The organism is Rhodophyticola porphyridii (assembly GCF_003688285.1).
GTDB classification, from domain to species: Bacteria; Pseudomonadota; Alphaproteobacteria; order Rhodobacterales; family Rhodobacteraceae; genus Rhodophyticola; species Rhodophyticola porphyridii.
Map to the genome: position 1 here is coordinate 58,974 of NZ_RCNT01000003.1, position 14,610 is coordinate 73,583.

The window sequence follows — 14,610 nt, forward strand, 5'->3', positions numbered from 1 at the left end:
AAGCCCGCGCCTGCGGCTCAGCCCCAGCCGCTGACTGCCTTGACTTCAAGGAACTCATGCAGACCGAAGGCGCCGCCTTCCCGGCCGTTGCCCGATTGCTTGAACCCGCCGAAGGGGGAGCCCTGCCCGAACCCGGTGCCATTGCCCTCCACCATGCCGGACCGCAGCTTGCGCGCCACCCGTCGGAGTTTCTCCCGGTCCGAGGTCTGCACGTAATTCGTCAGCCCGTAAGGCGTGTCATTGGCCATCTGCACCGCATGGGCCTCGTCCTCGAAGGGAAGGATCGACAGAACAGGGCCGAAAATCTCCTCGCGGTAAATGGTCATGTCCGGCGTGACATCGGCAAAGACCGTCGGGCGAACGTAATAGCCCCGGTTCAGGTGTCCGGGCCGCCCGGTTCCTCCCGCGACCAGACGGGCGCCTTCGTCGATGCCTTTTTGTATAAGATCCTGTATCTTGTTGAACTGTGTCTCGCTGACAGCGGGGCCGATATGGCGGCCCTCCTCGCTTGCGGGGCCGACATCGGTGGCCTTCGCGGTGGCCTCCGCAATCTCCACGGCTTGCTCATACCGGCTCCGTTCTACCAGCATCCGGGTGGGAGCATTGCAGGACTGCCCGGTATTGCGGAAACACCGGATCACGCCGGATTTCACCGCCTTTTCATCGGCATCGGCGAAGATGATGTTCGCCCCCTTGCCGCCAAGCTCCAGACTGACCCGCTTGATCGTGTCCGCCGCGGCGATGGAAATCAGGCGGCCGGCCCGGGTAGAGCCGGTGAAGCTCACCATATCCACATCCGGATGGGCAGACAACGTGCTGCCCACGCCCGGTCCGTCCCCATTGACCAGATTGAAGACACCGGGCGGCAGATCGGCCTCGTCCATCATCTCGGCGAAAAGCAGACCCGAAAGCGGCGCGATTTCCGATGGCTTCAGAACCATGGTGTTGCCGGTGACAAGCGCGGGTGCGCATTTCAGCACGATCTGGTTCATCGGCCAGTTCCAGGGTGTGATAAGCGCGCAGACACCGACCGGTTCGTACAAGATGCGCTCGGACGACGCGTGATCGCCAAGGGGATGATCCCAGGCGAAGGATCTGGCCGCGTTCAGCGTTCCATCAAGATGCCAGATGCCTGCACCGACCTGCTGCTGCCGGGCCAGATCGATGGGGGCGCCCATTTCGGTGCTGATCGCCTCGGCCATCTCGTCGCTGCGTTTCTTGTAGACATCGCGCAGGCGCTCCAGCGCGGCGATGCGGTCGGCCACCTGCGTTGCGGCCCAGCCGTCGAACGCCGCCTTCGCGGCGGCGACTGCGGCATTCGTGTCGGCCTCCGAGCCGAGCGAGATCGTGGCGCAGACCTCTTCGTTGGAGGGATTGATGACCGGGTGGTCATTGGGCTGGCTCGGGTCCACCCAGTGACCGTTGATGTAGAACTGTGTCGAGACTGGCATGGTGCGGCTCCCTTCGCTGTCGCCGCGCACCAAAGCACCGGGGTTCGCCCGGCGCAAGGGGGGCGGGAACAGCCGTTCGCGCCACGCCCGGAAGGGGCGGAAACCGGCCTTATTCGTCACCTGCGACGCCGCGCGCCCGTGAATTTCTCGCGCGGCGATCCTATCTGCGGATATATGACGGCAACGAAGAGGGAGTCTGCTATGGGTTTGCGTATCAATGACACTGTGCCCGATCTGACGGTCGAAACCGATCAGGGGCGTTTCAGCCTGCATGAATGGATCGGCGACAGCTGGGCCATCCTGTTCAGCCACCCCAAGGATTTCACGCCCGTGTGCACGACCGAGTTCGGCGCGGTGGCGCAACTGGCCGATGAATGGGCCGCGCGCGGCACCAAGGTGATCGGCGTGTCCGTGGACGGGGTGGAAGATCACAAGAAATGGAAGACCGATATTGAGACCGTGGGCGGCGCGAAGGCCGGTTTTCCGATCATCGCCGATGACGGGCTGGAAGTGTCGAAAGCCTTCGACATGCTGCCCGCCGAAGCCTATCTGCCCGACGGACGCACCCCCGCCGACAGCGCGACGGTGCGCTCCGTCTTCATCATCGGTCCAGACAAGCAGCTGAAGCTTTCGATGACCTATCCGATGAATGTGGGCCGAAACTTCGCCGAAGTGCTGCGCGCGCTGGACGGGTTGCAGACCGCGGCGCGCGAAAATGTGGCGACTCCTGCGAACTGGGTGCCCGGGCAGGATGTGGTCGTGCCGGTGGCCGTGTCCGACGAGGATGCAATTGCGAAATACGGCGCGATCGAGACCAAGCTTCCCTATCTGCGGATGGCGAAGCTCCCCGGCTGACCGCCGGTCCGCATGGCGGATACCAATGCCCCCCGGCTGCGACTGCCGGGGGGTCTTGCTCACGGGTGCATCGCCCTCTGCCTCTGCAGGCGCGGCCGGGCACACCTTTTCCGCTGCTCCCAAGGCGGCGGATCACCTTTCTGCACCCAGATGCCGCTCTCCCCGCGCCCTCGCCAGTGCGATCTGCTTCTGCCGCTCCCGGAACCGCGCCCGGTCGGTTTCGGAATGCTCGTTCAGACAATAGTGACAAGAGACTCCCTCTTCGAATTCGGGTCGGGTCAAATCGTCCGGATCCAGCGCACGCCGGCACGCGCGGCACAACACATGCGGTCCCTCGGCCAGCCCGTGACCGACCGAAACCCGCTCGTCGAACACGAAACACGCCCCGCGCCACAGGCTCTGCTCCGGCGGTACCTCTTCAAGATATTTCAGGATGCCGCCTTTCAGGTGAAAGACCTCCTCCACCCCTTTACCTATCAAATAACCTGTTGATTTTTCGCAACGAATACCGCCCGTACAGAACATTGCGATGCGTTTGTTGTGGAACCGGTCCGCATTGGCTTCCCACCATGCGGGGAAGTCGCGGAAGCTGTCGGTTTCCGGATCGACCGCGCCTTCGAACGTCCCGATCGCCACTTCATACGCGTTACGCGTGTCGATAACCGCCACATCCGGGCTCTGGATCAGCGCATTCCAGTCGGCAGGCTCCACATAGCGGCCCACCGCACAAGTCGGGTTCACATCCGGCTGCCCCATCGTCACGATCTCGCGTTTCAGACGCACCTTCAGCCGCCCGAAGGGCATTTCGGTGGCTGGGCTTTCCTTCCAGTCCAGCGTTTCGAACCCGGGCAGGCCACGGATATGGGCAAGCACCGCCTGCACCCCCTCATGGGGTCCGGCAATCGTGCCGTTGATCCCTTCGCGGGCCAGCAAAAGCGAGCCCTTCACTCCGCCGGCCTCGCAGATGCGCCGCAGGGGCGCGCGCAAGCCATCAGGCTCCGCGACCGGTGTGAAATGATAAAGTGCCGCCACAGTGAACATGACCGCCGATGTAGTGCCTCAGTCCCCGCTCTTGCAAGCTGTCATGCGTGGCAGCGCGCCGAATGAGGGGCTAGCGCATCTCCACAGACTCGGTGCATTGACCCCGCGCCGCCTGCTCCGTAACCATTCGGCAAGAGCGAGAGGACCCCTATGCACGACGCAACCCACGCCCTGATCGTGATCGATGTGCAGAATGATTTCTGCCCCGGCGGTGCACTGGCCGTTCCGGGGGGCGACGAAATCGTGCCGGGCATCAACGCGCTGATGGCGGAGTTTCAGGCCGTCATCCTGACGCAGGACTGGCACCCGGCGGGGCATTCCAGCTTCGCCTCGCAACATGACGGGCAGGCCCCCTATTCGGTCGTCGATTTTCCCTACGGCCCGCAGGTGCTCTGGCCCGATCACTGCATCCAGGGCTCGCCGGGCGCGGCATTCCACCCCGGGTTGCACACCGATCCGGCCCAGATGATCATCCGCAAGGGCTTCCGCCCCGCCATCGACAGTTATTCCGCCTTTTTCGAGAATGATCACATCACCCCAACGGGCCTTGACGGCGCGCTCAGAAGCCGCGGCATCACACATTTGACCATGGTGGGCCTCGCCACCGATTTTTGCGTCAATTACTCCGCGCAGGATGCCGCCCGCCTCGGCTTCGCGGTCGAGGTCCGGGCCGATCTCTGCCGTGCCATCGATCTGGACGGATCGCTCGGGGCGGCCGAAGACGGCATGCGCGCCGCCGGCGTCACCCTGCGCTAGCCCGACTGGACTCCCCTCCGCCCGCTTGCTTTAACCAAAGGACCAGTTGAGGGGAGACCACACGCATGGTCGACATCGCCACCCGCGTCTACAACCACAAATGGAAGATCGACCCGATCGTCCGCTCCCTGATCGACACGGATTTCTACAAGCTGCTGATGTGCCAGTCGGTGTTCCGCAACCGGCCCGACACGCAGGTCACCTTCTCTCTCATCAACCGCACCACGCGCATCCCGCTGGCCCGGCTCATCGATGAAGGCGAGTTGCGTGAGCAACTCGACCATATCCGCACCCTGCGCCTTCGCCGGGGCGAAAGCACCTGGATGCGCGGCAACACGTTCTACGGCAAGCGGCAGATGTTCTCCCCCGCCTTCATGGAATGGTTCGAGAACCTGCAACTGCCCCCCTACCATCTCGAACGCGTCGGCGATCAGTACGAGCTGACGTTCGAAGGCGCCTGGCCCGAGGTCATGCTCTGGGAAATCCCCGCCCTCGCCGTGCTGATGGAACTGCGCGGCCGCGCCGTGCTCTCCACCATGGGCAAGTTCGAGCTCCAAATCCTCTACGCCCGCGCCATGACCAAGCTCTGGGAGAAGATCGAACGGCTCAAACCCATCGACGGGCTGCGCGTTGCCGATTTCGGCACCAGACGCCGCCACTCCTTCCTCTGGCAGGACTGGTGCGTGCAGGCCATGCAGGAGGGGCTTGGCGACGCCTTCCCCGGCACGTCGAACTGCCTCATCGCCAAGAACCGCGATCTTGAGGCGATCGGCACCAACGCCCACGAACTGCCCATGGTCTATGCCGCACTGGCCGAAAGCGACGAGGCGCTGGCCGCCGCCCCCTATGACGTGCTGTCCGACTGGCACGAGGAGCATTCCGGCAACCTCCGCGTCATCCTGCCCGACACCTACGGCACCGAGGGTTTCCTGCAAAACGCGCCGGACTGGCTGACGGAATGGACCGGGATCCGCATCGACAGCGGCGACCCGGCCAAAGGCGCCGAGATCGCCATCAACTGGTGGAAATCCCGCGGCGAGGACCCGCGCGAGAAACTGGTGATCTTCTCCGACGGTCTGGACGTGGCGAAGATCGAGGAACTCCACGCCCAATTCGCAGGCCGCGTCCGGGTCAGCTTCGGCTGGGGCACGCTGTTGACGAATGATTTCAGAGGGCTGGTCGCCGACGACGCTCTGGCCCCGTTCTCGCTGGTGTGCAAGGCGGTGTCGGCCAATGGGCGGGCGACCGTGAAGCTAAGCGACAACCCGGAAAAGGCGATGGGGCCGGAGAGCGAGATCGAGCGGTATAAGCGCGTGTTTGGGGTTGGGGAGCAGGAGCGGTTGGAGGTGGTGGTTTAGGTTGCAATCGGGTCCGGTGGAATATCAATAAAGCGAAGCACAACGTCGTATTGCATCGCGCGAAGCGCACTGACCTCATCCCGCAAAGTGATCTTGCTAAAGAACGGAATATTGAAACCGCCTGTTTTTCTCTGTGCGTCCGCAATCCAGTACTCCACAGTCCAACCATCTCGAATTTGCTGAGGATCCACGTTTAGCTGGTCGGCCTCTGCCAGATAGCCAGCACTTCGAACTAGTGACTCCAACTGCGACCAAGCAGCATCGATTTTGCGGAACTGTTGTGCAGAATTGGACCCCTGTTTAAAGAAATGGCTCAGAATGCTGGAGCGTCGTGAGCTTTTCTTGACGTGGATAAAGCGTTTGTTCGGCACGTCGAGCAAGTCGCATGGCTCAAAGCCCGAACGTGTTACGTTTGGTACTGTTATTGAAGTTTGATCAAGCAAGACCAAGCCCAAATCCTGAGCTATCCTCGCGTTGTACTCCTCTTCTCTCTCTCGAGCTTCCCGTTTTTATTTTTATCATAGTGCTTACGAATTGGATCGGGCTGCGCGGTGTCCCAATCCTTAACGCAGTTTGCAAACTCTTGTTCTACTGACTGCCTGAAAGTGTCATCGATACGATACCACTGACCATCGTTTATTGCATATCGCTCTTGGTTTAATGAGATAGAGCCAACAATTGACTTGAGCAGAGTCCAACTCATGCTCGGCCGATCATCATCGAACTGAGATACAATCTTGTGGTCGCTCAATGTTTCGGTTGAGATGTTTGCGAGTTTGGCACCCATCGCTTCAGTGTAGTGGCGCAACAGCAAGTCAGGGTATCGCCGACGTAACCCAGGCCCTACAAAGCTAAAGCTTACGCCCTCTGCTTCGGTTGTAGATGGCAGGCCAAGCTCGAAGCGGTCCTCGCCTCCTTTGATGCTCTCAACTGTCTTCTGCAGAAGGTTCTCTCGTAAAACTCGGTCAACGACTGGTCGAACAAAATCCAACACGCTGAACGGTGTGTTCTGATAGTCCTTAGACTGATACAGATTTACAATTTCCGGTATCAACGGAGGCAAGTCGTCCAGCACATATTCGCCAGTGATCTTGAGGGACCTCGCGCCCGTTAGTGTATCCAGAGAGCTTCCTTGCGACGTCTCGCCACTGAGCTTACGCACTAGGTCGAGGGCATCATCAATACCGAATGATCGGAAGTCTCTCTGAAACGGAGATTGGGCAACTCCTTGCATTGCGTCACCCAGATTTGATCTCTCTAGTCTTTTTAGCTTGCTTGAATCCAACGCGTTTACAGCGACCAGCAGACCAAAGTCCGCCACAAACTTCTTCTCATCCAAGAGCATCCAACCATGTGCAAAAGTAAGAACAACTACGTTTGCCCCAACTTCAGCAATCAAAACTGCCGCCCCGCTTCGGCGTTCAAACAGGACCAGTTCAGGCACTCTCGTCTTAAGTTTTTTCATCCATGGAGGCGCATCTGATGCTGTACGGAAGACATGTAGAACTGCACGTTCCCCGAAATTCGGTACGTTGATCTGCTGGTGACCGGAAGTACCAATTCTAACTGTTGCATTCTCGGTAAGGTATTCGGAAAAATCGCCCCTTACGTCTTTGGCCAAATAAAGTGTGTAAGAAGATCGCGCCATGTCTTCACTATACAGGTATAATTCAGAAAACTAATTGAATTTTAGGTCAATCCACCCGCCGCCGTAAACTCTTCACCTCCCCCGCGCCTTCTTCGCCTTCAGCCGCTGCTCCATCAACCCCTTGGTCGGTTGCGTCGGCTTTTGGGCTTAGCCTTATTGCTCAAAAACCCTTAACAAACCCCTAGCAAAACCCCGAAACCCTCACAAAACCAACGCCTTACCCCACTTGCTCAATCCTGATCACCCTCACCCCAACGCCTCCACTGCCTCTTTCAGCAGCGCGGCAGAGGCCCGCAGGCCCGACTGTTCCTCCGCCGACAGTTCCGGCATCAGCTCCGCCACCACGCCGGCGCGGCCCACCACGCGGGGCAGGGAGCAGGCGACGCGCTCCACGCCCAAAACGTCCGACACGCAGCTGACCGACAGGACCGCGTTTTCATCCGCCTCGATCGCCCCCACGATCCGCGCCAGCCCCGCGCCGATCCCGTACCAGGTCGCGCCCTTGCCCTCGATGATCGTATAGGCCGCCCGCCGCACGCCCTCATCGATCCGCGCCCGCACGTCCGCCGTGATCGCCGCCCCAACCTGCGCCGCGAAGGACCCTAGCTCGACCGAGCCGACCCGCACATTCGACCAGGCCAGCACCTCGCTGTCCCCGTGTTCGCCCAGCACATAGCCATGCACCGACCCCGGCGCGATCCCCAGATGCCGCCCCAACAGCCACCGGAACCGCGCGGTGTCGAGGATCGTGCCCGAGCCGATCACGCGCCCCGGTGGCAGACCCGAGATCTGCTGCGTGATCTGCCCCATGATATCCACCGGGTTGGACGCGACGAGCAGGATCGCCTTTGGCGCGACCTCCATCACGCGGCCCACGACCTGCTGGAATACCGCGCGGTTGCGTGTCAGAAGTTGCAGCCGCGTTTCTCCGGGCTTCTGCGACACGCCGGCGGCCAGAATCACAACCTCGGCCTCCTTCAGGTCCACGTAATCTCCCGCCTCGACGACAACCGGATGCGCAAACGGCACCGCATGGGCAATATCCTCCGCCTCGGCGCGCGCGCGTTTTTCGTCAAGATCGACAAGCACAATCCGCGATCCGATCCCGCGCATCACCATGGCGAAGGCCGCCGCCGAGCCGACCATGCCAGCACCGACAATTCCGATTTTCATGAGAGCCTCCTGTCCGCTTATACGCCGTCCGAGCCAGACTTGCCGCAACTCCGGCCGGGCAAAAGAGGACCATAGGTCGCTGAGCGGGAAGACGGGTGGCGGTCGCCACCACGGGACCAAGAAACATGTGATTTCACGAAGGCAAGGGGTTATGTTCGATCACCCGGATTTACGGCCCAAAGCCGCCGTCGCGCGCCCTCATGAGCCGCAGGCCACGGGCATCTCAGTCCACCCTGCCCCGTTTCGCCTTGATCTCACCCCGGACCTTCTTGGCTTTCAGCCGCCGCTCCACCGACCCGCGCGTCGGCTTTGTCGGGCGGCGGCGTTTCGGCACGACCGTCGCCTTGCGCACAAGATCCGCCAGTCGGGTCCGCGCGATCTCCCGGTTGCGCGACTGGGCCCGCGTCTCCTGTACGAAGATCACGACCGCCCCGTCCTTGGTCCAGCGCGACCCCGCCAGTCGTCGCAGCCGCCGCTTCACCGCTTCTGGCAGGTTGGGCGAACGTTCCGCCTCGAACCGCAATTCGACTGCTGTGGAGACCTTGTTTACATTCTGACCGCCCGGGCCGGACGCGCGGACGAAATGCTCGGTCATTTCCCAGTCTTCAATGGTGATCTGGTCGGTGATGATGAGCGGCATGGGCGGATCTCGCTAGCACGGATATCTGTGTGGGGCTGTGTACAGGATGTGACCGCCCCGGCTCCAACTAAAAAGGGTCGCCCAATGGACGACCCTTTCGAGAAATCAGGAGGTGGGCGCGGTCAGAACCAGCGGCTCACCTGGGATGGGCTTCGCCCCATAGGATTGCCTAAAGGCGCACCCCCCAAGTTGTCCCGACGCCATTCTCCAATACCTCTCTAGACACTGGATCACCTCCTTTCGATTTGTTGCGGTTGAGGTGATGCTGCCACAGATTTTGTGGATGTCAAAAGGTTTTATGCGACATGTGCCAATAACCGTTTCGTGAGGATCCTGAAAGGGACCAGCGCCAGGATTGCCAGAGACAGCTTCACGCCCCAGTCCGCGACCGCCAGAGAGACCCAAAGCGGAACCGCGGGTCCGAAGCCCAGAAGCGGAAGGATCTCACCGGCCCAGCTTACGTCATTGCTGGGTTCGATGAAGCTGAGCGAGGCTGAAAAGGCGATGGTGAAGAACAGCGCGGTATCGACCGAAGACCCGATGATGGTTGAGACGATCGGCGCCTTCCACCAGACGCCGCCACGCATTCTGTCGAAAATCGCCACGTCCAGAAGCTGCGCGGTTAGAAACGCCACGCCCGAGCCGATCGCGATACGGAGCGTGACCAACGGGCCGAATTCGCCCATGATCTGCGTGCCGATCAGCGAACAGCCGACACCAACCAGAAATCCCACGAAAACAACGCGGCGCGCAGCGGCAACACCGTAGACGCGGTTCATGACATCGGTGACGAGAAAGGCCAGCGGGTAGGTGAACGCGCCCCATGTGAGCCATTGGCCGAAGAGGAATTGGACAAGGATGTTTGAGGCGACGACAATCGCCGCCATGGCAAGAATGCCAGGCAAGTGAGTACGTGTCATATTGGGTTCCGTTTTGACAAGGTGGTCGGAGACTTGGCCCGGGCCGGGCGATGGCGCGGGATAGACCCGTTCGCCATCTGAGGCAAGAGCGGAGTTGCGGGCCGTGGCGGGGCAGCGGTCCGTTGGCCGGCGCAACCGGGGTATGAGGTTAGATCAGCACCTCCGCCATGGCTCTCGCCACATGCGGGATCGCATCGGGTGTCAGGCCAGCGACGTTCATCCGGCCGTCTCTCACGACATAAATCGCATGCTCCTCACGCAGTCTGTCCACCTGCTCCGGCGTCGCGCCGATCAGTGAGAACATGCCCCGGTGACTGCCCAGAAACCCGAACCTGTCCGAGCCTGTTTCGACGCGCAGTGCTTCGGCAAAAGCCGCGCGCGTGGCATTCATGCCCTCGCGCATTCCGCGCAGTTCCGTTCGCCAGATATCGGTCAGGATCGGGTCGCCCAGAATCGTCTCCACCACGCGCGCGCCGTGGTCCGGCGGAAAAGAGTAATTCTGCCGGTTGAAGTAAGCGAGCATTGCCTGCGCTGCGCCCTGCGCTGTCTCGCCGGAGGTCACCGCAATGGCGATCCCAACCCGGTCGCGATAAAGGCCGAAATTCTTAGAGCAGCTGGCCGCGATCAGGGTTTCAGGCAACATTCCCGCCAGCAGGCGCGTGCCTGCGGCGTCCTCTTCCAGACTGTTGCCAAAGCCCTGATAGGCCATATCGATGAAAGGAATCGCGCCGGTTGTTTCCAACGTCGCGCCGATAGCTTGCCAATCCTGCAAGCTCAGTTCCACCCCCGTCGGATTGTGGCAACATGCATGCAACAGAACCAGATCGCCCGGTGCCGCGGCGGACAGGTCGGCCATCATCCCGGCGCGGTCGAGACCGCCGGTTTCCGCGTCGTAATACCGATAGGTGCGAATGGTCAGGCCCAGATAGCGGGCAATGGAGGAATGGTTCGGCCAGGTCGGGTCGCTGAGCCAGACCGCCGCGTCGGGCGTAAGCCTCTTGGTCATCTCAAGGATCTGCCGTATCGCGCCGGTGCCCCCCGGCGCCGCCGCCGCCGCAACCCGCCCGACAGGGACGGCATCGCCCAGCACAAGGCTCCGCATCGCGCCGTGAAAGGCCGGGTCCCCGGCCAGACCAACATAGCTCTTGGTGTTCTGGTTCTGCCAGATCCGCTGCTCGGCCTGTTTCACGGCCGCCATGACCGGTGTGCGCCCATCCGGGCTGCGGTAGACGCCGACGCCAAGATCGACTTTCAGCGGCCTGTCATCGCCGGCATAAATCGCCATCAGACGCAGAATCTGGTCGGTTTCGGGAAGGCTGACGGCGTCGAACATGGATCTGGCCTTATGCGGGGAGACGCGAGGGATCACGGTCTCGGTACAACACGCGCGTCCGTTTCTCGGTATTAACCGGTACAAACCCATGTTTCTGGTAAAGCGCGAGCGCGCGGGGATGATCCAGTTCGCAGGTATTCACACTCATCATCTTCACGCCCTCCCGCGCCCATGCCTTTGCAATCGCGGCCTTCAGCAACGTGCCGCCGAGACCATGGCCCACGGCCTCGGGCACCATGCCGAAATAGGCCAGATCGCATTCGCCCGGCTCAGTCCAGTCCAGTATGAAGAAGCCTTGCGGCCAGCCATGGCGATAGGCGACCCACATCTCGATAGCCGGGCTCTCGACAAAAGCCCGAAGCGCATCGGGGTCGTCGATTTCCTGCTGAAACCGGTCGCGCCACTCATAATCCCGCCCAACGGCGTCATACACCGCCAGAAAGAACCAGACCGGCGGGCGCAGGGCTTGTTCCAGACGCGTGTCGTCCGGCAGGGCTGGCACATCGAAGTCCGGCCTGGCCCGCATTTCCAGATAAGTGGTGATGAAGGACACCTCCGTCCCCGCGGGGATCAGGGTCATCCGGTGGCCACCTTCAACTGTTCGAACTGGCCCCACTCCGCCCAAGACCCGTCATACAGCGCCGCATCGCGGTGGCCGAGACGTTCCAGGCCAAGCATCAGGATCGCCGCTGTCACGCCCGATCCGCATGTGGTGATCACCCGCTTTTCCAGATCCACGCCCGCGCTTTCGAAGGCCGAGCGCAACGCATCGCCGGATTTCATCGTGCCATCGGGGTTGAGAAGCGTCGCGTAATGCACATTCATCGCGCCTGGGATATGGCCCGCGCGCAAGCCGGGGCGCGCCTCGGGCTCTTCACCCCGGAACCGGGACGGAGAGCGGGCATCGACGATCTGCCAGTCCCCCAGTTTGGAGGCGGAAGCAACCTGCGTGACGTCCTTTACCAGATGGGCCTGACGCTGCACGGTGATGTGCCTGTCGCGCAGAACCGGCGGCATGTCCTCGGTCTCGCGCCCTTCGGCCTGCCATTTCGGAAAGCCGCCATCCAGAACCGCGATGTCGGTCTTGCCCATCAGCCGGAACAGCCACCAGACCCGGGCCGCCGAAAACAGACCCAGACCGTCATAGACAACCACCTGATGCCCGTCCCCTATCCCCATCGCCCGCATGCGGGACATGAACTTCTCCACCGGAGGCGCCATGTGCGGCAGCTTGCTGCGATGATCGCTGATCTCGTCTATGTCGAAGAACCGGGCACCGGGAATATGGGCCGCCTCATACTCGGCGCGCGCATCCCTGCCCATATCGCTCAGATAGTAGGAAGCGTCGATCACCCGCAGGTCCGGGTCGTTCAGATGCGCCGCCAACCAGTCGGTGGAGACCAGGGTTTTCGGGTCATCTGCGGACATGGACCAAGCCTCGCTCTCGGGATTTCGTCTCTGGCACATAGCCCTACGCATATGGCCCTGCGCTGGCAAGAGGCCTGGCTAGCCCTCGCGCAGCAGACGCGCCTTCTGCCGCTGCCAGTCGCGCTTGGCCTCGGTTGCGCGTTTGTCGTGGTTTTTCTTGCCCTTGGCGATACCGATCTTCATCTTCACCAGACCGCGATGGTTGAAATACATCACCAGCGGCACCAGCGTCATTCCCGCGCGCTGCGTGGCATTCCACAGTTTGGACAATTCCTTGCGGCTGCACAGAAGCTTGCGCCTGCGCCGCTCTTCGTGGCCGAAGGTCTTGGCCTGCAGATACGGCGCGATGTAGCTGTTGACCAACCACAACTCTCCCTGATCGACGGTGGCGTAGCTTTCTGCGATGTTGGATCCGCCCGCGCGCAGCGATTTGACCTCGGACCCCTGCAGGACGATTCCGACTTCTAGATCCTCCTCGATGGCATAGTCGTAGCGCGCGCGCCGGTTCTCGGCGATCACCTTGTAGTTCGGGTCTGATTTCGTCTGTGCCATGGGGGCGGGATATAGGTGCTTAACCGTCGCCGCGCCAGCCCGGCCGCACATCGACCGAAGCGATCCAGGGTTTTATGTCCAGCAAGGGCGTTCCGTCATAGGCATCAATGGCGTCGATTCCGACGGTCGCACCCTCGATCCCGGTGATCACCACGGTGGCCAGCGCGATCGGGTTCGGGCGCACCGGCGAGCGCAGGGAGAAGGTGCCGCGGGGGCCCTCCGCATGGGCCGGGCTTTGCACGATCAACTCGCGCTCCCCGCGATCGACCCAGTAAAGCACCTGCACGGCCTGACCAACGGACAGCCCCGCCAACGCGGGGGCATAGACCGGGTCCAGTTCAAGGCTTGAGGTGTGCTCGATATCGCGCGCAGCGCCGATGTTCTTGGGCGCGGTGCCTTTCACCCAAGGAGAACGGATCCGGCCGATGAAGCAAAGCCCCGCTTCGGCCCGTTCAGCCGGATCGAAGGGCAGCGCAATCTCGCCCTCGCGCCGCTCAGCCATGCTGGTCGATCAGCCCGGCATGGCGCATCGCATCGTGGATCGCGGATTTCGTGCGGTCTTCCAGAACCGTCAGCGGCAAACGGACCTCTTCGGAACAGCGGCCCAGAACCGATAGCGCATACTTGGCACCTACCAGCCCCGGCTCGATGAAAATCGCCTCGTGAAGCGGCATCAGGCGGTCCTGATAGTCGAGCGCCTTGGCGTAATCGCCCGCAAGCATCGCCGCCTGAAACTCAGCGCAAAGCCGGGGCGCCACATTGGCCGTGACAGAGATACAGCCGACCCCGCCATGCGCGTTGAACCCGAGCGCCGAAGCGTCTTCGCCCGACAGCTGGATGAAGTCCGCACCACAGGTGGCGCGCTGTCTGGATACGCGGGTGATGTCTCCGGTGGCGTCCTTCACGCCGATGATATTGGGCAGTTTCGCAAGTTCACCCATAGTCGCGGGCGTCATGTCGATGACCGACCGGGGCGGGATGTTGTAGATAAGGATCGGGATGCCGACCGCGTTCAGCTCGGTGTAATGCGCGATCAAACCGCGCTGAGTGGGCTTGTTATAATAAGGCGTCACGACCAGAGCAGCAGCCGCACCCACATCGCGGGCGTGCTCGACAAAGCGGATTGCCTCCACCGTGTTGTTCGATCCGGCCCCGGCAATCACCGGCACGCGGCCACGGGCCGCCTCGACCACGCAGGCAATCACCTGCTCGTGCTCGTCATGACTCAGGGTCGGGCTTTCACCGGTCGTGCCCACGGGAACGATGCCACTGCTGCCTTCGGCGACATGCCAGTCGACGAGTTTCTTCAGCGTGTCGAAATCCACCGCGCCGTTTGCAAACGGCGTGACCAGTGCGGGCATCGAGCCTTTGAACATCACACGCTTCCTTATCTGTAGTTGGCCGGGATCGGCGAAATCGCGCGGACCCTATCTCCGCCGGCCGGAATTGCCAAGT

At 61.8% G+C, this 14,610-nt stretch carries 16 protein-coding genes; 3 read left to right on the forward strand and 13 right to left on the reverse strand.

Annotation, left to right across the window (positions count from 1 at the left end; all coding sequences use genetic code 11):
- Positions 1–17 precede the first annotated feature (17 nt).
- On the reverse strand, positions 18–1,451 hold the full coding sequence (locus tag D9R08_RS07130; RefSeq protein ID WP_121897665.1) for an aldehyde dehydrogenase family protein: 1,434 nt from the start codon (positions 1,449–1,451) through the stop codon (positions 18–20).
- 201 nt (positions 1,452–1,652) lie between these two features.
- On the opposite strand from D9R08_RS07130, the gene D9R08_RS07135 reads away from it, so the two are divergent.
- Positions 1,653–2,306: a peroxiredoxin gene (locus D9R08_RS07135; RefSeq protein ID WP_121897356.1), complete on the forward strand. Its 654-nt coding sequence runs from the start codon at positions 1,653–1,655 to the stop codon at positions 2,304–2,306.
- Between the two features lie 132 nt (positions 2,307–2,438).
- Here the strand turns inward: D9R08_RS07135 and trhO are convergent, their stop codons facing one another.
- Entirely contained in the window at positions 2,439–3,347 is a 909-nt protein-coding gene (trhO, locus tag D9R08_RS07140; protein ID WP_121897357.1) for an oxygen-dependent tRNA uridine(34) hydroxylase TrhO, read from the reverse strand.
- 150 nt (positions 3,348–3,497) lie between these two features.
- Between trhO and pncA the strand changes: the two genes are divergently transcribed.
- Both pncA and pncB read left to right on the forward strand, forming a co-directional pair.
- The gene (gene pncA, locus D9R08_RS07145) at positions 3,498–4,103 is read left to right on the forward strand and encodes a bifunctional nicotinamidase/pyrazinamidase (protein WP_121897358.1); all 606 of its coding nucleotides are present in this window, start codon (positions 3,498–3,500) and stop codon (positions 4,101–4,103) included.
- Between the two features lie 65 nt (positions 4,104–4,168).
- The gene (gene pncB / locus D9R08_RS07150; protein WP_121897359.1) at positions 4,169–5,461 is read left to right on the forward strand and encodes a nicotinate phosphoribosyltransferase; all 1,293 of its coding nucleotides are present in this window, start codon (positions 4,169–4,171) and stop codon (positions 5,459–5,461) included.
- Here pncB and D9R08_RS19510 read toward each other — a convergent pair.
- From D9R08_RS19510 to dapA, 11 genes are all read right to left on the reverse strand, one after another.
- Entirely contained in the window at positions 5,458–5,910 is a 453-nt protein-coding gene (locus D9R08_RS19510) for a DUF6119 family protein (protein WP_267898146.1), read from the reverse strand. The genes pncB and D9R08_RS19510 overlap by 4 nt on opposite strands.
- Positions 5,911–5,924: 14 nt before the next feature.
- Complete coding sequence (locus D9R08_RS07160) at positions 5,925–7,082, reverse strand: TIGR04141 family sporadically distributed protein (protein WP_158598949.1); 1,158 nt, start codon at positions 7,080–7,082, stop codon at positions 5,925–5,927.
- Positions 7,083–7,355: 273 nt separating this feature from the next.
- Positions 7,356–8,282 (reverse strand): L-lactate dehydrogenase, encoded by a 927-nt coding sequence (locus D9R08_RS07165; RefSeq protein WP_121897362.1) that lies wholly within the window; start codon positions 8,280–8,282, stop codon positions 7,356–7,358.
- A 223-nt stretch (positions 8,283–8,505) separates the two neighbouring features.
- Positions 8,506–8,922, reverse strand: a complete 417-nt coding sequence (gene arfB / locus D9R08_RS07170) for an alternative ribosome rescue aminoacyl-tRNA hydrolase ArfB (RefSeq protein WP_121897363.1) — start codon at positions 8,920–8,922, stop codon at positions 8,506–8,508.
- A 296-nt stretch (positions 8,923–9,218) separates the two neighbouring features.
- Complete coding sequence (locus D9R08_RS07175; RefSeq protein ID WP_121897666.1) at positions 9,219–9,842, reverse strand: queuosine precursor transporter; 624 nt, start codon at positions 9,840–9,842, stop codon at positions 9,219–9,221.
- 148 nt (positions 9,843–9,990) lie between these two features.
- A complete protein-coding gene (locus tag D9R08_RS07180; protein ID WP_121897364.1) occupies positions 9,991–11,175 on the reverse strand; it encodes an amino acid aminotransferase in 1,185 nt (394 codons plus the stop codon).
- Positions 11,176–11,185: 10 nt separating this feature from the next.
- Positions 11,186–11,755: a GNAT family N-acetyltransferase gene (locus tag D9R08_RS07185; protein WP_121897365.1), complete on the reverse strand. Its 570-nt coding sequence runs from the start codon at positions 11,753–11,755 to the stop codon at positions 11,186–11,188.
- Positions 11,752–12,603: a 3-mercaptopyruvate sulfurtransferase gene (sseA, locus tag D9R08_RS07190; RefSeq protein ID WP_121897366.1), complete on the reverse strand. Its 852-nt coding sequence runs from the start codon at positions 12,601–12,603 to the stop codon at positions 11,752–11,754. The genes D9R08_RS07185 and sseA overlap by 4 nt, the downstream gene beginning before the upstream one ends.
- A gap of 78 nt (positions 12,604–12,681) precedes the next feature.
- Positions 12,682–13,155 carry an SsrA-binding protein SmpB gene (gene smpB, locus D9R08_RS07195; protein WP_121897367.1) on the reverse strand — a complete coding sequence of 158 codons (474 nt, stop codon included), beginning with the start codon at positions 13,153–13,155 and terminating at the stop codon, positions 12,682–12,684.
- A gap of 19 nt (positions 13,156–13,174) precedes the next feature.
- On the reverse strand, positions 13,175–13,657 hold the full coding sequence (locus D9R08_RS07200) for an SAM-dependent methyltransferase (RefSeq protein ID WP_121897368.1): 483 nt from the start codon (positions 13,655–13,657) through the stop codon (positions 13,175–13,177).
- The gene (gene dapA, locus D9R08_RS07205; RefSeq protein ID WP_121897369.1) at positions 13,650–14,531 is read right to left on the reverse strand and encodes a 4-hydroxy-tetrahydrodipicolinate synthase; all 882 of its coding nucleotides are present in this window, start codon (positions 14,529–14,531) and stop codon (positions 13,650–13,652) included. Before dapA ends, D9R08_RS07200 begins: the two co-directional genes overlap by 8 nt.
- Between the last annotated feature and the right edge of the window lie 79 nt (positions 14,532–14,610).